Source organism: Saccharicrinis sp. GN24d3 (genome assembly GCF_052400645.1).
Lineage (GTDB): Bacteria > Bacteroidota > Bacteroidia > Bacteroidales > Marinilabiliaceae > Saccharicrinis.
In genome coordinates this window covers 330709-351110 of record NZ_JBQTGI010000002.1, presented here as the reverse complement: position 1 = coordinate 351110, position 20402 = coordinate 330709, and the positions used below count along the sequence as shown (strand labels likewise).

Below are 20402 nucleotides of genomic sequence, written 5' to 3'. Positions count from 1 at the left end.
GCCAAAACTTAGCAAGCTTAAAAATACACTTAATTTTTATTTAACAAACAAATACTTTGTGAATTAGGTATTTGTTTTGAGTAAATAGTTTTATTTAAGGGTAAGTCTGGCCAGATAATCATAGTGTAAGCCATCGGCCACTTTTTCCATTTTAAAGCCGTTCTTATCGGCATAAAACTTCAATAGTTCGTCATCAATAAAAAGCCATTTAAACGATTTCCCTTTTATATCTTTATACTTCATTCTATACGTAATTTCACCGTAATAGGATTCGTTTAGGTTGATAAGAATGCTACCGTCGTCATCTTCAAATAAATACCGGATGTCGGAACTGTCGACAAGCAGACTCCCGTTTGGATTTAAAAGTGATTTAACTTTACCGAAGAACTTTTTAAAGTTGGCTGTTTCCTGAGCTATTCCAATACCGTTCATCAACATTAAGATGGTATCATATTTTTCGGTTTCGGGAAGTTCGTAGAAATCCTGTTCTAATATATTTTTAACGCCTCTTTGCCGCATCACATTACAGGCGGTGGGACTTATTTCATTGGCATAAGCCTCTTTGCTGCTTTGTTGAAGGTAAAGGGCATGGCTACCCGCACCGGCGCCTACATCCAGAATTTTGCCCTTGCTCAATGTAAGGGCTTTTTTTTCCAGGACGGGCATTTCATTAAATGTCCTAAACAGGTACTCAACGGGAAGTACATCGTCTTCGGCAATGTTGGATTGAACGGTTATTTCTGCATTCTTTGCGCCATTTATAAAATCGAGGCATGCAGTGCCCAATGGATCGTTAACTATATTCAAAGTGTTTATTTTTGCGATAATATTTTGTACGCGCAAAAATACTAAAATCAAATTGTTATTTTCTTGTAATATAATATTTTGTACTTTTGTAATTCAAAATCCGCTAATTGGGAAATAGACTTAATTTTTTAAAAGCAGTTCTTGCGGATCTGCTTTTATTATTTCTGCTCTTGAATACTTCAATTTACTTAGCTCCATTACAAAGCTTTACAACTTTACCTTATTGTTTAGCATTTGAAAACGTCGTAGGCGGGGTTGACAAATATTTTACGCCATTCTACAGGACAGATAAAGATGGTACGTTTTCCTTCGAAAAATATTTATTTTATCGGCCACCATTCCATATTGTTCCTCAGGTGTTGACAAACAGTGCAGGAGAATTGATTTTGTTTGCCAACAATATGCAAGAGAGAGGATTTGAGGAGATAAACCTTAACCTGGGATGTCCTTTCCCTATGGTTGTTAACCGAAAGTTAGGTTCCGGTTTGTTGCCATTTCCCAACAGGTTGGACACGATGCTTTCCGTTTTTTTTAATGAAAATATGCCGGTGAAACTTTCCGTAAAGCTGCGGTTAGGGTTAAAGGACAAAGAGGATATTTATAGGGTTATGAATGTGTTGAACCAATATCCATTAGAGGAAATAATTATACATCCACGTTTGGGCATTCAACAATATAGTGGAAAACCGGATTGGGATATTTTTGCGGAATGTAGCAAACAACATAGGTTAGTTGGAAATGGTGATATCGTTTCGTTGGATGGACTGGAGGTATTAAAGCAGCGGTTTCGGAATGTGGATGCATGGATGATCGGTAGAGGTTTGTTGATGAACCCATGTATGTTAAAACCGCAGTTGGATTGGAAAGAAACCATGGTTAACATGCATGAATTATTTCTGGATAACTTAAGGATATTTGGATTTTCAGAGCACCAGATACTCAACCAGCTTAAGTGTTTTTGGGAATATCCTTCGCAATATTTAGAAGGGGGCCGGCGTGTGTTTCGGAAGTTAAAGAAGACAGGAAGCTTAGAAGATTATGAGGTTTTAAAGAAAAAGTTATTGGGGCTATATTAACGCCTTGGTGTCTGCGACGACCAAGGGTTGGCTGGGTTGTCCCTGTGGCCCTTTAGAGTAGGGCACCTCAAGGCGTTTTTATGAAATTACCAATAAATACCGTAAATTACTTGGTGTATAAACTTAACCGTCATAAGATGTCCAGCCAAACAATCAAATTACTTCCTGGTAAATACTATCATATCTACAATAGGGGTATAAATAGTTGTAATGTATTCACTGATTCAGGCGATTATGAAAGGTTTTTATTTCTGTATGAAAAATATATTTATCCAATTGCTAATTCTTATGCATGGGTTTTGATGCCCAATCACGTTCATTTTCTGGTAAAGATCAAAGAAAACCTAGTTTACAAATACACTATCGAAGAAATAAAGTTATTTGAAAAAGAAGATGTGGATTGGGAATTAAAAAAATGGGAAACGATTACGTGTAATAATGATATTGATGGTTCTAAACTAAAAGTGCCAAATCCCTCAAACCACTTAGCACATTTGTTTAGTTCCTATTCAAAATATTTTAATGCTAAATATGAGCGACACGGAGCTTTGTTTGAGTATAAGTTTAAAAGGAATCCTATTAATAACGTTTTTTATTTAAAACAGGTTTTACTTTATATTCATAATAATCCTGTGCATCATGGTTTTTGTGAGGACGCGATTGAATATCCCTGGAGTTCGTACCTTACCTGTCTTTCTGATAAAGAAACTAAAATCTTGCGAGAGGATGTGCTTAAATGGTTTGACAATAAGGGCTATTTTAAAGCAGAACATTATCGGAGTCCAATGGATAGAAGTATCGAATATTGGTTGGGGATTTAGTATGTGTGTTTTTTTGTTTCAACGCCTTGGTGTCTGCGACGACCAAGGGTTGGCTAGTCGAGGTTATGGACCCTTGAGCGTGCGAGCACCTCAAGGCGTCAGGTTAAACCCAACTGCCACATAATTATCCAAACTCATGCATACCTTCGATGAAAATTTAATTCCACAGCCAATCAGATAATCCCAAACGCTCTCCTCCATAAAATTTAAATCATCCTTAGAGATATCTTTGCTTAAAATTCCGTGAATAATGCCAGCATTAAAATTGTCTCCTGCCCCAATGGTACTAACAGGTTTTATATGTGGGACGGAGTAGTGCTTTTGGAGCTTTAGGGAATGCATAAAAACACCTTGAGCGTTGGCGGTGTACACCAAATTGTCGCATTGTTTTTGAATGTTGAAAAAAGCCTGTTCCGACGATGATGCTTTATAAATGTTCTCAAAATCTTCGTTACTGCCCCTTACAATGCCTGCAAATGCAAAATTCTCCTTGATGTATTGAAGATACTGCTCCTTAGTAGTATCATGTTTTTTCCGAAAGTTGGGATCGTACAATATGATACAATCACGCTTATTGGCATGTTCTGCTATGTTGTGGATCTGTTTTCTTATTGCCGGCGAAATTGCATAGGAGGAACCAAAGAGAAGAATATCATCTTTTTGAAAATTAGGGGATAAGTCCGATAATCGCTCCTGCGGATAGTTTTTGTAGAAATCGTATTCCGCATCGTTATTTTTATCCAAAAAAGCCAGGGCTAAGGCGCTCTGGCCGTTGTCATATCTTTGAATGTAATCCGTGTGAATGTTGTTGTCCTGCAGGAACTGAATGATAATATCGCCCACTTGGTCATTTCCCAGTTCCGAGATAAAATAACATTCGTGTCCCATTCTGGCCAATGAAACCAAGGCGTTCAAGACGGAACCACCTGCTTTGGCCGATATGGGTTGCCCATCTTTAAACATGACATCCAACACCGTTTCTCCTAAACCAAAAACTCTGCGCATTATTTTCGTGTCAAGTATCAAGTATCAGGTATCAAGAAAACTTTTCTGATACCTGATACTAACATCTATAATCTTGTTTACTTCACCAATTTGGAGATCGCCTTGAAAGAATCGCTTCCTGCAAAACGGCATAATTCAAAAAGTAGCGATTCGTAGCTAGTTACGGTAACACCTTCCTGTAACATGCGGTTAATGGCGATGCTCTTGTTTTTCGGGTTTCTTGAACCCACACAATCTTCAATGATAACCGGTTGGAATCCTCTTTCTTTTAGGTCGATGGCAGTTTGCAGTAAACAAATATGGGCCTCAATGCCAAATAAAATTACGAAACGTTTGTGGCTTCCTTCTTCCATTTTGTGCATAAAAGGCGCGTCGTCGCAACAGCTAAAAGCTGTTTTTTCAAATGAAGGGCATCCTTCTACTTTTTCTTTAATGCCTGCAATGGTTTCTCCCAGGCCTTTTTTATATTGCTCGGTGATCATCATTGGAATCTCCAGGGTTTTTAACCCTTCAACTAATATTTCAGTATTCTTTTTTAGTTGTTCGTGCTCGTGAATATGTGGAAACAAACGTTCCTGAATATCTACACAAATAGCAATCGTGTCTTCTTTTCGAATTCTCATGGTTATAATTTTAAAATTTTATTCATCTTCAAGTGCCAACAATTCGGTGGCATCATATCTTGAGGTTAATCTTATATCGTATTTCCCGGAGAGGTGTTTAAAGGCATCCAAAGCAATTTCGCCCCGGTTATTATCTTCTGAAATATGAGATAAAAATACGGTTTTTAAATTTTCAGCGGCGTGATTTTCTACCAATTCAACTGCTTGTATATTGGACAAATGGCCATATTCGCCTGCAACCCTTTGTTTTAAAAAAGCGGGATATTTTCCTGCGGCCAGCATATCTTCATCGTAATTCGATTCCAAGAATAGGAAATCGCATTTGTTTAGATGGGACTTTACGTTGTCGCATGCTTCGCCAATATCCGTAAATACACCGATGTTGTGTCTTCCAACTTGCACCCTAAAACTGCAGGGTTCGGCGGCATCATGATTCTTTAAAAAAGAATGAATGGTAAACTCGCCGATTCTGATGCTGTCGCCTGGGGTAAAGGTTTCAATATGTGGAGGACGCATGGTGTAGTAACTGCGGTTGAGGGTCTGCTCCGAGATATAAAAAGGGATTTCTAATTTCTTGCTTAATATCTTGGCTCCCCGATAGTGGTCTTGGTGCTCGTGCGTTATAAAACCGGCTTTTATCTTAGTCGGGTTGATACCTCTGGATTTCATCCGTTCAATAATCTTACGCCGGCTTATCCCGGCATCTATAATTATTGCTTCCTTCTTGTTGCCAATATAATAGCAGTTCCCGTTGCTTCCCGAAGCTAACGCACAAACTTCAATCATTCTTATTACGATTAGTAAGTAGTAAACTATATAAAATATGTTCTTAAATCTTTCGCTCCCGCATATTTGCTCAGCAGGTCACCGGTTTCCAGCAAGGCTTCGTTCATTTCAATCATACCGTCAAAACCAATAAATATAAAGAGTATGTTTTGTGTTTTTTCAGTGATCATGGTTCTGGTAGAATCGCTGGTAGGTGTTCCAAAAGCTCCTTCATCATCTCTGAATACGGGTAACAGTTCAATGTTCACCGTTCCTCGACCGATACCCTCGTATGGCTCACTGTTTTGCCCTATTCCCAATGAAATATCTCCGGAAATCAATTGGGTATCATATCCACAGATTGAAAAACCGGTTTTAACGGATATAAAGTTCAGCACATCCACCACGTTGGATATCCGGTATAATTCTTTGCCATTGGCTATCCTGCGCATAAGCGACTCGGCTGCAGGACGGTAGCGGTTAGGGTCTTTTCCCAGTGCTCTATACGCATCTTTCGTAGCCTTTACCGTGCCTGTTTGTCGTATGGTTTCCGGAGTAAGGGCAACCTGAATGTTTTCCAATTGTTTGTTTATCCAATTGGTTTGCTCTTTGGAACTGGGTTTTACATCCACGCATGCTTCAATGCAGGCCAGTTTTATTTGTGGCAGTATATTTTTAATTTCAAGTTCTATGCTAATTAATGGCATCCATTCAATTTTTTATTCGAAGCACAAAGTTAATATTTAACTTGCATTATTCCTCAAATTTAACTGAGATGAATGTAAATGCCGGTCACCCTTTGGTCGCCATGCACCTATGCGGAAGCTTTGAGCGCAAGCGTATGCCTTGTCGCAGGTGAAACCCGCAATAGCCAAACCCATTTTTTGGGAGTAAAAATGTGATACTTCATCGCTACCGGAGATATTGGTAATTGTATTGTATTTTCAAGGTTAAACGTCATAACTATTTCATATAGATTTCCTGTTTTATCGTTTTTTTTGTTTCTTTCGATTTATATTAAAAGGATCTTTCTCCCATTTTTTAATGTATTAATTTATAGCAATATGAGTGAGTCGGTAATACCAAGTGATTTAAGATGTGTAATATTTGATATGGATGGTGTTTTATACGATTCCATGAAAAATCATGAAATAGCATGGGCGGGATGTTTTAAAACTGTGGGAATTGATTTTCCGGCGTATGAGGCCTACATGCATGAGGGTAGCCCGGGACATGAGACTATAGGTTATGTATTTAAACAATACCTCAATAGAGAAGCCTCGGAGGAAGAAAAGGAGCGCGTGTATAACGAAAAAATACGGATAATGGGTCAGCTTCCTAAGGCCGAGATAATGCCCGCAATGAACGATCTTGTTAATTTCTTAAGAAAAAAAGGGATTGCAGTATGGGTTGTGACAGGCTCAAAACAACCTACGTTACTGGATAGGCTCACCGATGATTTCGGGATGGATCCGAATCAAATTATTACTGCCAACGATGTTCAGAAGGGTAAGCCTGATCCGGAGCCTTATAGGAAAGCGGTTGATCGCTCCGGTTTTACCGCAGAACAATGTTTGGTAGTGGAAAATGCTCCGTTGGGCGTTCGGTCGTCAAAGGCAGCCGGGGTTGCTACTATCGGTGTTAATACCGGGGTATTGGAGGAAAAAGTGCTGGCGGATGTGGGAGCCGATATAGTTTTGCCAGACACTAAAAGCTTGTATGCCTACATGCTGGAGTATTTTACGAATAAATAGTAGCTATCAGGTTGCGGTGCCCACCATAATTCCGGAACTCGCAGAAATATATGCCCTGCCAGGTTCCCAGGTTCAATCGGCCATCTGTTATGGGAATGTTCAGGGAGCAGCCTGTTATGCTCGATTTTACGTGGGATGGCATATCGTCGCTACCTTCTAAAGTATGGGTGTATTCCGGCCGGTTTTCAGGAATCAGAATGTTCATAATGGATTCGAGATCAATACGAACCGAAGGGTCGGCATTTTCATTGATGGTTAGACCTGCCGAAGTGTGTTGTAGGAACAAATTGAGCAGGCCCTTTTCCGGTAGGTCCAGATGAGATTCTATGAAGCTCGTTATCAGATGAAATCCTCTTCTGAACTCGGGCAAACGTAATTGTTTTTGTTGAATCATAAGATTTAATTTTCAAAGCTAAATGTAGCAATTATTGCAAGATGTTGAAATGCTTCATGGCAAATTCCATGGCGTAATCTTCAATTTCATTACACGCTTCTCGATATGAAATCAATTTCTCCTGGTCGGAGCCTTCCGCCAGGCCAGGGTTTTGAAATGGGTGACAGATAATTTCACCCGGTTCGTGGGTAAGTATCACATCCTCGGGAGACGAACTGTCGGCAATAATAACGTATTCAAAGATCTCGTGGCGGTAATCGGATAGGTTGGCCGATTTATTTTTGTTGATATCGATAACGGATTCCATCATGGCCTTTTGTGCCAACATATGAATGGGTTCAATATTGCCTCCGGCACTGATAACCTCGGCTTTCCCTTTTAAATAATAATTCAACCAACCCTGAAGCATTTGCGAACGGGCTGCGTTTTTTTCGGTGTATACGAGTATTTTTTTCATGGTTTTTATATGAGACGCATTAGATAATGAACATAAATATACAATAGAATATTTTAAGAATCCGAATCAAGTATTGAAAAATTGGTAACCTACACATTCACACTATCTAAACCGTGATCGGGCATTAAATAATAAAAGGTAAGCCAACTATTTTGTTAACGATTAACCATAAACTTTGTCAGCTCTCCTTGGAAAAACTTTCGAATGATATCGCTTACCACAATGCTCATTTCTTCCCTTGTTTCCAAGGTTGCAGTCCCTACGTGGGGTGTGGCCACCACATTATCAAAAGCCAATAGTTCTTTAGGAATATTGGGTTCGTTTTCGAAAACGTCAAGCCCGGCACCTGCAATTTCTTTGTTTTGTAAGGCGGCAATTAATTCATTCTCGTTTATAACGCTTCCCCTTGCCGTATTAATAATATAAGCACTTCTTTTCATGATTTTAAACTCGGCTTCACCCACTAAATGTTTGGTTTCCGGGGTTAACGGTGTATGTAACGAAACCACATCCGAAGTCCTTAAAACCTCTTCAAGTGAAACCATGCCGGCAGAATATCTATTTTCAATTTCTGTACTCAAACGTGTGCGATTGTGATAGATAATGTTCATCCCGAATGCCAGTGCTCTCCGGGCTACAGCTTGTCCTATCGAACCCATGCCTATAATTCCGAGTGTTTTCCCGGTTAAAGTAGTGCCCAGGTTTTTCATAACGCCTACACTAACTCCTTCCCGGGTTCTCAACCGGTTGTTCAAACAGCCTATTTTACGGGCAACGGCAATCATCAAACCCATGGCCAGTTCGGCAGTAGGTTCGGTAACGGGATCCGGGGTATTGGTCACCGTAATGCCTTTACCGGTTACAAAAGGGATGTCTATATTGTCATATCCTACACCAAAGTTGGCAATCAGCTTAAGCTTTGCAGCCCTGCTTATATCTCCGTTAGATAACTTGTGGCCAAAGACGGAAACAATGGCCTCCGCAGTTTCAATATGTCTGTCTACTTCCAGATCGCTGATTTTATCATCCTCCGGAAAAATTACATCAAACTCATCTCTTAGGGAGTCAAATCCGCAGGTTGGGATTTTATAGGTGACCAGAACCTTTTTCTTCATGGCTGTAAGTGTAATAAAACAGTAAATCTATCGTTTTTCTTAGTAATTCGAAAGGATATTTGTTGCAGTTGCGTACTTTTGTCATTCGAATTTGAAAAAACTGGGACTCTTTTAATCTGTATACATGCTTAAAAAGCTATTTGTTTTATCTCTTTATATGGTTTGTGCTTATGGTTTAACGGCGCAACAAAATATTGAAATTGCTGGCGTAGTTAAAGCGGCTGACGGAGAACCGCTCGATTTGGTCAATGTATCTGTAAAGGGAAACCCCGGAGGTTCTATCAGTAACGCTATGGGTAAGTTCCGAATCAGGTTAAAAAGTGAGTTCCCTGTTGTTTTAATATTTAGCAGAATTGGCTATCGGGTACATGAGCTTTCTTTAAACAACCCATCCGAACTTAAGAATCTGGTTGTAATCATGTCGGGCAAAACCGAATCAATAGAGACGGTTGATGTAAAAGCCAAACGCGAAAGGGACCAGAACTTTACAGCTATTGACTCCAAATTGTCCGCCAACCTGCCTGATGCAACCGGAGGAAGTATCGAGGCTTTGGTGAAAACACAGATGGGGGTTAGTTCAAACAACGAATTAAGTTCGCAATACAGGGTTCGCGGAGGTAACTTTGACGAGAACCTGGTTTACGTAAACGATATAGAAATATATCGGCCTTTCCTGATTCGTTCCGGACAGCAGGAGGGATTGAGCTTTGTTAACCCGGAACTGGTATCGGACATTCAGTTTTCGGCCGGAGGATTCGATGCCCGATATGGAGATAAGATGTCATCGGTGCTGGATATTAAATACAAGCGGCCAACAGAATTTGCCGGGAGTGCTTCGGCGAGTCTTCTCGGAGGTAATGTGCATTTTGAAGGAGCGAATAATAGCGGAAAGTTTACGCATATAACAGGGATACGTTATAAAACCAATAAATACTTGTTAGGCAGCAGCGATGTTTCGGGCGATTACAAACCTTCGTTTTTTGATGCACAAACATATCTTACCTACAGGTTTACGGAAAAGTGGCGCCTGGGTTTTTTGGGTAACGTGTCCAGAAATAGGTACGACTTTGAACCCGTGGACAGGGAAACATCTTTTGGCACTATAAACGAAGCGAAGGTGTTGAAGATATATTTTGAAGGACAGGAGGAAGACGACTTTATAACCGGATTTGCAGCCGGAACGTTGGATTTTTCGCCCAATAGTAACCATAATTTTAAGTTTTTGGTTTCGGGATACAGAACCTCAGAGGATGAACGTTTTGATATTCTGGGACAGTATTGGTTGCAGGAACTGGAAGATGAAGAACAACAAGTGTCCGATGCCGATAGAATAGCCTCTGGAATTGGCGTGGGCTCATATCTGGAGCATGCCCGCAACTATCTGTATGGGGTAATTACCAATGTGGCTTTACGAGGTAACCACCGCATCAATGCGAACCGTCTCGAATGGGAAGTGAAATATCAGCACGAAAGGTTTTCCGATATCATTAACGAATGGGAGCTGAGGGATTCCGCGGATTTTAATATTCCCCTCAACCCCGACAAACTGGAGATGATTTACGCCTACAATTCGGAGCACGATATCTCGTCGAACCGTTTTACGGCTTTTGTGCAGGAGAACAGGACTTTTGAACTTGGGAAGAGTAAAATGGATTTGTCCGTGGGTGTTCGGGCCAATTATTGGGACTTTAATGAGGAACTGCTCATAAGCCCAAGGGTTGGTATCATTATAAAACCCAGTTGGGAGAAAGATTATAGCTTTAAGTTTTCCACCGGAGTATATTATCAATCGCCATTTTATAAGGAGTACCGATCACAAGGGGGTGGGATAAACTACGATATCAAAGCACAGCAGTCCATCCATTTTGTTACTGGATTCGATCATTATTTTACCAGGGGCGATCGGCAGTTTAAATTTTCGACCGAGCTGTATTACAAGAAGATGAAAAACCTGATCCCATACCAGATCGATAATGTAAGGATACGGTATTCCGCCAGGAACAATGCGGAGGGATATGCGACCGGTATCGACATGAAAATTAACGGTGAGTTTGTGAAGGGGGTAGAGTCGTGGGCCACGCTTTCGCTCATGAGTACGGAGGAGGATTTAGAGGATGATGTTTACGAGAATACTTCAGGTGAAACGATATATCCGGGGTATATCCCGCGCCCTTCAGACCAGCGCTTAAACTTTAGCCTGATGTTCCAGGATTACTTCAGGGATAATCCTTCCTTTAAGGTGAACCTTAATTTTTTATACGGAACGGGATTGCCCTTTGGACCGCCCCGATCTGAAAGATATCTAGCTACCAACAGGATGCCCTCGTACCGAAGAGTAGATATCGGTTTTTCTAAAGAAATTACCGGAACCCAGCTGAATCCAAACAAAACAACCGGAACCTTTAAAAACCTGTGGATTGGGTTGGAAATATTTAACCTGTTCAATATCAACAACACCATTTCTTACTTTTGGGTAACCGATGTGAATAATCGTCAGTATGCAGTTCCCAACTACTTGACTTCAAGGAGGCTAAATTTAAAGATTGTTACAAGATTTTAGACCTGATGATAAGGTTTCTAACATCGGAATAATGGATTGCGATATTTAATGTAAACTGATATATCTCACGGATGCAATTCTTGCAATTTATTATCTTTAGGCTGCGATTTGGTTGAATATAAAAATAAATTCATATGGTTGATGTTCAGATGACCCAGCAGGAATATATTGAAAGAGAAGATAAGTTTGGCGCACATAATTACCATCCGCTTCCGGTGGTATTGGATAGGGGAGAAGGGATTTTTGTGTGGGATACCGATGGAAAAAAATACTACGATTTTCTGTCGGCATATTCGGCGGTAAACCAGGGGCACTGTCACCCTAAAATAATAAAGGCTTTAACGGATCAAGCGGCAAAATTAACTTTAACTTCCAGGGCTTTTTATAACAGTGTGTTGGGCGAGTTTGAAGAATATATCACCGATTATTTTGGTTACGAAAAAGTGTTGCCCATGAATACGGGTGCCGAGGCTGTTGAAACAGCCATTAAGCTTTGCCGGAAATGGGCTTACGATAAAAAAGGAATTGAGGAGAACAAAGCTAAGATGATAGTTTGTGAAGGCAACTTCCATGGAAGAACGGTGACGATCATTTCCATGTCAACCGATCCTGATTCGTACAAAGGATTTGGACCATACACACCTGGTTTCGAAGTGGTTCCGTATAATGATGTGCAAGCACTTGAAAAAGCGTTGAAGGATACTAATGTGGCCGGATTCCTGGTTGAACCTATTCAGGGAGAAGCAGGTGTTTATGTGCCGGAGGAGGGATATTTGAAGAAGGCATACGAGCTTTGTAAGGCCAACAATGTATTGTTTGTCGCTGATGAGGTGCAAACAGGAATTGCCCGAACAGGTAGAATGTTAGCTTGCGATTACGAAGATGTTCGGCCTGATGTGTTGATTCTAGGCAAAGCGGTTTCCGGTGGTGTATTCCCTGTGTCGGCCGTATTAGCCGATGACGATATTATGCTTTGCATCAAGCCCGGTGAACACGGTTCTACCTATGGAGGAAACCCATTAGGGTGTAAGGTGGCCATTGCTGCATTGCAAGTGATCAAGGACGAAAAACTAGCAGAGAACTCAACCCGTCTGGGAGAGATATTCCGAGAGGAACTACGAAATATAGGTTCCGAAATGATTGAGCTGGTGCGAGGTAAGGGCTTATTAAATGCGGTAGTTATCAAGCCTCTTAACGGAAGAACAGCCTGGGACGTTTGTGTGGCCATGAAGGAAAATGGTTTGATCGCCAAGCCAACGCACGGACATATCATTCGTTTTGCCCCTCCTTTGGTCATTTCCGAAACAGAGCTGCAGGAAGCGTTAGAGATCATTAAAAAGACTTTTGCTCAGTTTGAGTCATAAACGTTGATCGTTAATCGAATTGGTATTTAGTTGAAGTCTATCGAAATTTTTGCGATTCATGCATTGCTCATGATATTGGACAATGCTTTTTTATTTTGGTATTTTTAAAATGCTTATATTTAGTTAGTATTTAAACTTCACGTCATGGAAAAAGCACTGGAACTCCTACATAACCGATTTCGAAAAATTGAAGAACGTAACTTCGACCTTAATAGCTGGAAAAAAGGAACAATTGCCGTTTTAGATTCTGTTCTGGGACCGGAGAACCTGAAAAGAAAACTTATTGAAGATATTGAATTTGAAAACAATAGCTGGTCATTGCGTGATACTACCGGAGATGTTGATTCCATAAAAAAAACATGTGCCGATGTATTGGAAACCATTATTCTGGAAATTGAAACCTTTGGCCTGGCCGAAAAAATAGAGCAAAAGAAAGAGGTTGACACAGGAGAGGTTAAAATCATTGAAGAGGCCATTCGCAAAGAGTTGAGTCAATCGCAATTGGAAGACCTTCTTGAATTAATCCAGCAAAAAGATGTTGCCTATGTGGATGTGGTGGATAAATTTAAGCGCTATGGTTATGAAGTGGCGCCAAGGATATTGGCGAGCTTAGTTATGTTGCCCGATTTTAAAAAGAGTTTGTAGAGTTGGATTTATTCACAGAGTGAATAGCTGCTTGTCGCACATATTCACCTTGTGAGTAAAACTAGTGGCTCAGATAATCCAAAATCCCAAACATGGCCTTTTTGTTCTCAGCAAAAAAGGCCTTTTCGTTGATAATCTCTTCCGCCATTTGAATTTTCTTTTTCCCCTGAACCAGCTCCTGCCCGCAATTTTCAACCATACCGCTAATGGTTTTTTCCGTTTGTTCAAGGTGGAATTGCAGGCCAATGGCTTTGTTGCCAATCATAAAAGCCTGGCTGGCCACTTCATCCGTAGAAGCCAAATGTACGGCCTCAGTTGGCAAATCAAATGTGTCTCCATGCCAATGGAAGACGGTTGGTCTGGAACTTTCGAAATTAAACGGAGCAGATTCGCTTACGATGTTAATCGGGAACCAGCCAATTTCTTTCATAGGACCGGGATAGACGCTGGCGCCCGTGGAAGCAGCCATGAACTGGGAACCCAGGCAGATTCCCAATACGGCTTTGTCAGCTTCAATGGCCGACTTAATAAATTCAAGTTCTTCAGCCAGCCAAGGATATTTATCCGTATCATAAACACCCATAGGGCCTCCCATGATAATTAACATATCGAAACTGTTTAACGAAGGCAAAGCGTCGTTATTGAACTGTTTTGTGCAGGTTAACTGATGATTATTAGTTATGACCCATTCTTCAATATTTCCCAGTCCTTCAAAAGGTACATGTTGAATCCAGTGGATGTGCATTTAGATAATAGATTTTAGATAATAGATAAGAGACGGTAATGTAAAGATTCCAGCCTCTTCCTAAAATCAATTAACACCTTATGTAATGCATAACAAGATGCAAGTGTTTATAGCGTTCGTCTAACAAAAATTACATTTTTTCGGGAACATCAATACCTAGTAACCACATGGCATTCTTGATGGTTTTTCCTACTGTTTTGCACAATACCAAACGCATCATACGTTTTTTTTCGTCCTCTTCGAATAAGATGGGACAATCGTGATAAAACTGGTTATACTCTTTGGCCAGATCGTAAACAAAATTAGCGATGATGGCAGGCGAAAAAGTTTTACCTGCTTCGGCAACTACATTAGGGAAATTGGCAATGGTTCTGATCAGGTTATTTTCCTTTTCGCCAATTTCGATGTTGGTTGGCGCTGTTTCTGCCACCTCAATGCCTTTCTCCGCTGCTTTACGGAAAATAGACTGAATTCGTGCGTGTGTATATTGAATAAAAGGACCTGTGTTGCCATTAAAGTCGATGGACTCTTCCGGGTTGAAAGTCATGTTTTTACGCGGATCCACTTTTAAGATAAAATACTTCAGCGCACCCAAGGCGATCATTTTGTAAACTTTTTCGGCTTCCTCCAGGGAATAACCATCCAGTTTTCCGAGCTCCTTCGACATTTCGCGAGCGGTCTTCACCATTTCGTCCACCAGGTCATCGGCATCTACCACGGTACCTTCCCTCGACTTCATTTTACCCTGCGGAAGTTCCACCATCCCATAGGAGAAATGAACCAGGTCTTTGCCCCATTTAAAACCCAGCTTGTCAAGTAGCAGGGCTAACACCTGAAAATGGTAATCCTGCTCGTTACCCACGACGTACACCATATTGTCGATATCGAAATCATCAAAACGTAACTTGGCTGTACCGATATCCTGGGTCATGTACACCGAGGTTCCATCTTTACGCAACAATAGTTTTTGATCCAGACCCTGGTCCGATAAATCGGCCCAAACACTGCCGTCCTCTCTTCGCTTGAACAAGCCTTTTTCAACACCCTGTAACACCATATCCCTGCCTTCGGTGTAGGTTTCCGATTCGTAATAAATCTTGTCAAAATCAACTCCCAGCTTTTTGTAAGTCACATCAAATCCGGTGTATACCCATTGGTTCATCATTTTCCAGTCGGCATAAACTTCAGGGTCTTTGGCTTCCCATTTCAAAAGCATCTCCCGGGCCTCAAGAATCAAAGGGGCATTGTTCTCGGCGTATTTGCTTAGTTCTTCACAGGCTTTAAACTGCTCGTTTTCTTCGTCGTTAAGTCCTTCCTTGGTTTTCTTTTTGTTTTTTAACGCAGCAAAAGTAGCCTTAAAATCTTCGGTGTCTTTGATGGCAGGGTATTCCGATATTTTTTCTTTGATGATGGTATTGATCTCAGCTTTATATTCTTTATCGAACTTTACATAGAAATCACCTACCAGGTGGTCGCCTTTTTTGCCCGCGCTTTCGGGAGTAACGCCTTCGCCCCATTTTTTCCAGGCCAACATCGATTTGCAGATATGTATACCCCTGTCGTTTACAATATTGGTTTTCACCACCTTGTTTCCGTTGGCTGCCGCAATTCTGGAAACAGAATAACCCAAGAGGTTATTTCTGATATGCCCCAGGTGCAATGGTTTGTTGGTGTTTGGCGATGAATACTCAATCATTGTTAATGGAGAGTTTTCATCGGCAGCCACATAACCATGTTTCTCTTTTCCGGCTATTTCGTTGATAAGGTTTAGCCAGTAATCAGTGGCCAACTCAATGTTTAAGAAACCCTTAACCACATTAAAGCTTGCAACGGTGGGGTCATTATTTTTAATATATTCTCCAATATCCTTTGCGGTATCTTCAGGTGACTTTTTCGAAACTTTTAATAAGGGGAAAACCACAATGGTAAAATCTCCCGTTAAATCTTTACGGGTAATTTGTACCTGTGCCTGGTTTTCATTTATTTCTTGATTGTATAACTCTTTTACGGCGGCAATTAATTTGCCTTTTAGCTGCATTTCAATATTCATAACTGCTTTAAAATTCTTAAGAAAGTGCAAAGATAAAAAAGTTATGGTTTTATTTTTGTCCACGGACAACACGAATTTTCCCGCAAGGATTTATTGGCATCAATTAGCGTAAAACAGGCAGTAATCCTTATAGCTTAAAACAGTTGCTTGAATGATATGGTGTTTAGTAATCCGAATTGAGGGTTAAGATGATTGTTTACCCCCTTAGGATGGTAATTTATATGGCTATATTCCCTGAATCACCTATCTGGCAACGGACAGGCACTCCGGGTTTATGCAGTTTTGCGAATGCGTGCTCAAGTTTGGATTAATCAAAATTGGCCTTCTTTTGGAAGTATGAAAGCCCATTAATTCGAGTCCCCCTCGGCCAGCTCAAACTGGATATCAATTAAATACTCGCTATTGATATTTTCACCGTTGTAGGTTGCCGGAATCCATTCCCAATGGAGGGGCATGGTTTTGGCCACTCGCATGACTTCCTTATCCAATAAGGGATGCAATTTTTCTTGGATAAAGAGACTGGTTATCTGGCCTTTATTGTTGACCCGGATGGCGAGAATAATTTTGCCCTTGATGTTTTTGTCCTTGGCCTCATCGCTGTACACAATATTGTTGACCATAAACAAATAGGGAATAAGAGGGCTTCCCAGAAACAATACCGGTGTTTCCATGTATTCTTCCGGGGTTTGCTTGTTGGCAATTTTAATTACTTTTTGGGAGTTGTAATCGTACTCAAATTCAAAATGGCCGTCCAGGGAAAAGTACACCCATCGCCCGAATTTATTATTGTTTTTAAACGCTCCCCGTTCAATCACAAAGTTTTTGTATTTCTTTAGGTACCTTCCTTCTTTAATAGATGTGTCTGAGCGCAATGCCAGATATTCCTCTGAAAAAGGACCGTTTGATTTGCGGATTGTTTGTAAGCCTTGTGCGTTGGAACAAAAAGCATATGCAACAAATAATATATAAATTAATGCTTGTTTCAAGTTGTGTTGGTTATTTGTTTGCGATAAAACTACTTAAACCCGCAATATGCATTAGAAATTCTATTACCCATTGAAATTACTTTAAAACAAGACACTTCGTTGCATCACTTCAACTCACCAGAACGATGCTCCCGAAAGTAATCGGGACAAGTGATGCTTCGTTTTAGTAATGCTTTGTTTTATTGTACTTGCAATGCTCATGACGAACCCCCAATTCATAAACCGGATTAAACGCTTATGCCTAGTCAGGCAATATAGTATTTATTTTCTGCTCTTCCATAAAATCGGTATTATATATTCTGGTTAAAGGGAGTGAATGAGCGGTAATGCAATGACCCATATTAATATATTTATGAGGTACCTTTGCTGAAATAAAAATTAGAGAAGCCCGGGGCAAGATGAAAGATCAAGATGATTTTTCCTTTGCTGTTTTCCTGTCCTGGGCAATAGCAGCTCGGTTTACAAATAAAAATCTAAAATAGGGTTTCTGCCCTATTTTAGATTTTTATTTAGGTAATCGCTCATCATCTGATACAAGTGCATACGTGTGTTTCCACCAAAAATACTGTGGTTTCGGTTCGGGTACACAAACATATCAAACTGTTTACCTGCCTGAACCAGTTGTTCCACGTACTCCAGCGTATTCTGGTAATGCACATTGTCATCGGCCGTGCCATGAATCAGGAATAATCTGCCTGTCAGGTTTTCGGCCATGTTGATCGGCGAATTGTTGTCATATCCCTTGGCGTTTTCCTGCGGGCGGCGCATATATCTTTCCGTATAAACCGAGTCGTAGTAGCGCCAATTGGTTACCGGGGCAACCGCAATGCCTACCTTGAAAACGCCATTCCCTTTACTCAGGCAGCTCGAACTCATAAATCCGCCATAACTCCATCCCCAGATGGCCATCCTATTCGCATCGCAATAATGCAACGAACCCAAATACTTGGCCGCCTCAATCTGATCGTCCGATTCTAATTGGCCCAGTTTCATGTACGTACACTTTCTGAATTGCTCCCCACGGGCACCCGTTCCTCTCGGATCGACACAGGCTACCACATAACCTTCGGCGGCCAGGTATTGCTCCCAGCCAATACCCCATTTGTCCAACACCTTTTGAGAATTCGGGCCACTGTATTGGGTCATCAGCACAGGATATTTTTTGCTGGCATCAAAGTTTAACGGTTTTACCATCCAGCCGTTTAGCTCAATTCCTTCGGAGGTTGTAAACGAGAAAAATTCCTTGGGTGAAATCTCGTATTCATCCATTTTCTTTGCGAATTCGGCATTGTCCTCCAATGTTCTGATCAGCTTGCCGCTTTGATCGTGCAGGGTTATTTTTGGGGGGGTACTGGTACTGGAATAATAGTTGATAAAATATTTATAATTGCTGCTAAAAACGGCAGTATTGGTGCCTTCTTTTTGCGAAAGCTTATATTTCTTTTTGCCATCCAGCGATACAGAATAAACTTCCCTTTGTGTAGGTGATTTTTCGGCAGCCTTGTAATACACCATTTTCTTTTTGGCATCGTACCCGTAGTATTCCATTACGTCCCATTCCCCTTTGGTCAGCTGACGGATTTTCATACCTGCCATGGTGTACAGGTGTATATGGTTGTAACCGTCCAGCTCCCCCACATAAATAAAATGTTTGCCATTGCTCAGGAAAGTCAGGTTATCCAGGACATCCTCCGCAATGTAATATTCGTTTCGGTGTGTGAATATGTTCTTTGTCAGGGTACTGGCCGTATTGGCAATCAACAGGTCGAATTGGTTTTGCAAACGGTTCATTTTCAATATGGCCAACTTACCATCTTCATAAGTCCAACGTATGCGGGGAATATAATATTCTTCCTTGTCCTCAATTTTCATGGTTTTGGTGGTGCGGTTTTTCACGTGAAAAACATTGACGCTGACCTCCGAGTTGGTTTCGCCAGCCTTGGGATATTTAAATGTATATTCACCCGGATACAAAGCATTTTCCTCATAAGCGGGGTGACTGCCTTTGTACAATGGAAAGGCAAATTCTTTTACCTTTGACTCGTCAAAACGGACAAAGGCCAGCTCCATACTGTTGGGCGACCATTCCAGGGCTTTGTTATACCCAAACTCTTCCTCGTAAACCCAATCAGGTATACCGTTGATGATTTTATTGAACTCCCCATCATCGGTAATTTGAGCGGTGGTTCCAAATTTAAGTTTGTTGATATAGATGTTGTTGTCCTTAACATACGCCACCATTTCGCCGTTGGGAGAGAAGGTGGCCACCTGTTCTTTTCCTTCTTCCGACAGTGCCTTGATTTCCTTGCGCTTGATGTCGTACACATAAAAATCGGCCTTAAACGAATGACGGTAAACCGCTTTTCGGTTCACATAAACCAGTATCTTGGTCTCGTCGTTGTTCAGCTCGTAACTTTGAATATAGTGGATAGGACAATCTTCTATCTTTTCCAGGTCCATGATGATACCTACTTGCTTTCCGGTAGCATAGGCATATTTAACAATCTGTGTGGCTTTGTTTTCCAAGATGGTATAATGTATACCATCATTCATTGATTTCAAGCCGCTAACCGACTTGGCGTGGAAAGTATGGCTTTTATTTAAATCCTCTAGTGATACTGTTTTCTTTTGGGCTAGAACGGTTAAAGGCAGCAAGATGCCAATCATTAATAGAATCCTGTTCATTGTTATAATTGCTTTGTTGATTATATATTTTAATTGTTGAGCAAAACTAACAAAAACAAGGCCTAAATCAAACTCTCTGTTAGTTCGCCACCTTTTGAAATATGGATTACCTATCTATTTTAAATTTTTAGTAATGATGAACACTTGAATAGTATAAAAAAAAGTAATTTTAATTGGCATCAGACTTTATCTAATTGCCAATTCGACGAACAAAACCTAAACATTACTTAAGCATAGCAATGTAAGATTTTTTAAACCGGGATTACCTCGATACGCTTATGGCTGTTGATATTAAGGAATTTTTGAAATTCCCAATGACAGATCTCGTTTTATCTATGGTCTAGTACTAAAGGAACACCTAGAGGATAAACGATAGAACTTCTTATTAAATCAATCCCACACATTGTACTAGAAGATAAATTACTTATTAAAGTAATATTTTGAGTGAGCTATCGGGCTGTACTCTGCGGTACAAACAAAACAATTAACTGAATTCGATGTTAGGTTAAAGTGTACTGGATGACTTTAAGGTCATTTCATAAAAGGAAAA

The 20402-nt window shown here is 40.6% G+C and carries 18 protein-coding genes; 6 read left to right on the top strand and 12 right to left on the bottom strand.

Annotation, left to right across the window (positions count from 1 at the left end; all coding sequences use genetic code 11):
- Positions 1 to 90: 90 nt before the first annotated feature.
- Positions 91 to 807 carry a class I SAM-dependent methyltransferase gene (locus tag ACT29I_RS03910; protein ID WP_430931476.1) on the bottom strand — a complete coding sequence of 239 codons (717 nt, stop codon included), beginning with the start codon at positions 805 to 807 and terminating at the stop codon, positions 91 to 93.
- A gap of 170 nt (positions 808 to 977) precedes the next feature.
- Between ACT29I_RS03910 and ACT29I_RS03905 the strand changes: the two genes are divergently transcribed.
- Entirely contained in the window at positions 978 to 1883 is a 906-nt protein-coding gene (locus ACT29I_RS03905) for a tRNA-dihydrouridine synthase (protein ID WP_444792724.1), read from the top strand.
- 80 nt (positions 1884 to 1963) lie between these two features.
- A complete protein-coding gene (locus tag ACT29I_RS03900) occupies positions 1964 to 2704 on the top strand; it encodes a transposase (RefSeq protein ID WP_444792723.1) in 741 nt (246 codons plus the stop codon).
- A 90-nt stretch (positions 2705 to 2794) separates the two neighbouring features.
- Here the strand turns inward: ACT29I_RS03900 and ACT29I_RS03895 are convergent, their stop codons facing one another.
- From ACT29I_RS03895 to ACT29I_RS03880, 4 genes are all read right to left on the bottom strand, one after another.
- Positions 2795 to 3709: a PfkB family carbohydrate kinase gene (locus ACT29I_RS03895; RefSeq protein WP_444792722.1), complete on the bottom strand. Its 915-nt coding sequence runs from the start codon at positions 3707 to 3709 to the stop codon at positions 2795 to 2797.
- Positions 3710 to 3786: 77 nt separating this feature from the next.
- Positions 3787 to 4332 carry a hydrolase gene (locus tag ACT29I_RS03890; RefSeq protein ID WP_444792721.1) on the bottom strand — a complete coding sequence of 182 codons (546 nt, stop codon included), beginning with the start codon at positions 4330 to 4332 and terminating at the stop codon, positions 3787 to 3789.
- 18 nt (positions 4333 to 4350) lie between these two features.
- Complete coding sequence (locus ACT29I_RS03885; RefSeq protein ID WP_430931471.1) at positions 4351 to 5118, bottom strand: MBL fold metallo-hydrolase; 768 nt, start codon at positions 5116 to 5118, stop codon at positions 4351 to 4353.
- A 26-nt stretch (positions 5119 to 5144) separates the two neighbouring features.
- A complete protein-coding gene (locus ACT29I_RS03880) occupies positions 5145 to 5804 on the bottom strand; it encodes a B3/B4 domain-containing protein (protein ID WP_444792720.1) in 660 nt (219 codons plus the stop codon).
- Between the two features lie 357 nt (positions 5805 to 6161).
- Here ACT29I_RS03880 and ACT29I_RS03875 point away from each other — a divergent pair, with 357 nt between their 5' ends.
- Positions 6162 to 6851: an HAD family hydrolase gene (locus ACT29I_RS03875; RefSeq protein ID WP_444792719.1), complete on the top strand. Its 690-nt coding sequence runs from the start codon at positions 6162 to 6164 to the stop codon at positions 6849 to 6851.
- Here the strand turns inward: ACT29I_RS03875 and ACT29I_RS03870 are convergent.
- The 3 genes from ACT29I_RS03870 to ACT29I_RS03860 all read right to left on the bottom strand — a co-directional run bounded on the left by ACT29I_RS03870 (position 6838) and on the right by ACT29I_RS03860 (position 8817).
- Positions 6838 to 7245: a secondary thiamine-phosphate synthase enzyme YjbQ gene (locus ACT29I_RS03870; RefSeq protein WP_430931468.1), complete on the bottom strand. Its 408-nt coding sequence runs from the start codon at positions 7243 to 7245 to the stop codon at positions 6838 to 6840. The genes ACT29I_RS03875 and ACT29I_RS03870 overlap by 14 nt on opposite strands.
- 31 nt (positions 7246 to 7276) lie before the next feature.
- Positions 7277 to 7702: a hypothetical protein gene (locus ACT29I_RS03865; RefSeq protein WP_430931467.1), complete on the bottom strand. Its 426-nt coding sequence runs from the start codon at positions 7700 to 7702 to the stop codon at positions 7277 to 7279.
- Between the two features lie 155 nt (positions 7703 to 7857).
- The gene (locus ACT29I_RS03860) at positions 7858 to 8817 is read right to left on the bottom strand and encodes an NAD(P)-dependent oxidoreductase (RefSeq protein WP_444792718.1); all 960 of its coding nucleotides are present in this window, start codon (positions 8815 to 8817) and stop codon (positions 7858 to 7860) included.
- A 124-nt stretch (positions 8818 to 8941) separates the two neighbouring features.
- Between ACT29I_RS03860 and ACT29I_RS03855 the strand changes: the two genes are divergently transcribed.
- The 3 genes from ACT29I_RS03855 to ACT29I_RS03845 all read left to right on the top strand — a co-directional run bounded on the left by ACT29I_RS03855 (position 8942) and on the right by ACT29I_RS03845 (position 13386).
- Entirely contained in the window at positions 8942 to 11377 is a 2436-nt protein-coding gene (locus ACT29I_RS03855) for a TonB-dependent receptor (protein WP_444792717.1), read from the top strand.
- Between the two features lie 134 nt (positions 11378 to 11511).
- Entirely contained in the window at positions 11512 to 12741 is a 1230-nt protein-coding gene (rocD, locus tag ACT29I_RS03850) for an ornithine--oxo-acid transaminase (RefSeq protein ID WP_430931464.1), read from the top strand.
- A gap of 144 nt (positions 12742 to 12885) precedes the next feature.
- Positions 12886 to 13386: a hypothetical protein gene (locus ACT29I_RS03845; protein WP_430931463.1), complete on the top strand. Its 501-nt coding sequence runs from the start codon at positions 12886 to 12888 to the stop codon at positions 13384 to 13386.
- 61 nt (positions 13387 to 13447) lie between these two features.
- Here ACT29I_RS03845 and ACT29I_RS03840 read toward each other — a convergent pair whose 3' ends face one another.
- The 4 genes from ACT29I_RS03840 to ACT29I_RS03825 all read right to left on the bottom strand — a co-directional run bounded on the left by ACT29I_RS03840 (position 13448) and on the right by ACT29I_RS03825 (position 19852).
- Positions 13448 to 14131 carry a type 1 glutamine amidotransferase gene (locus tag ACT29I_RS03840; protein WP_430931462.1) on the bottom strand — a complete coding sequence of 228 codons (684 nt, stop codon included), beginning with the start codon at positions 14129 to 14131 and terminating at the stop codon, positions 13448 to 13450.
- Between the two features lie 130 nt (positions 14132 to 14261).
- Complete coding sequence (gene argS, locus ACT29I_RS03835; protein ID WP_444792716.1) at positions 14262 to 16181, bottom strand: arginine--tRNA ligase; 1920 nt, start codon at positions 16179 to 16181, stop codon at positions 14262 to 14264.
- A gap of 347 nt (positions 16182 to 16528) precedes the next feature.
- Complete coding sequence (locus ACT29I_RS03830; RefSeq protein WP_430931460.1) at positions 16529 to 17167, bottom strand: energy transducer TonB; 639 nt, start codon at positions 17165 to 17167, stop codon at positions 16529 to 16531.
- 492 nt (positions 17168 to 17659) lie between these two features.
- On the bottom strand, positions 17660 to 19852 hold the full coding sequence (locus ACT29I_RS03825) for a S9 family peptidase (RefSeq protein ID WP_444792715.1): 2193 nt from the start codon (positions 19850 to 19852) through the stop codon (positions 17660 to 17662).
- Between the last annotated feature and the right edge of the window lie 550 nt (positions 19853 to 20402).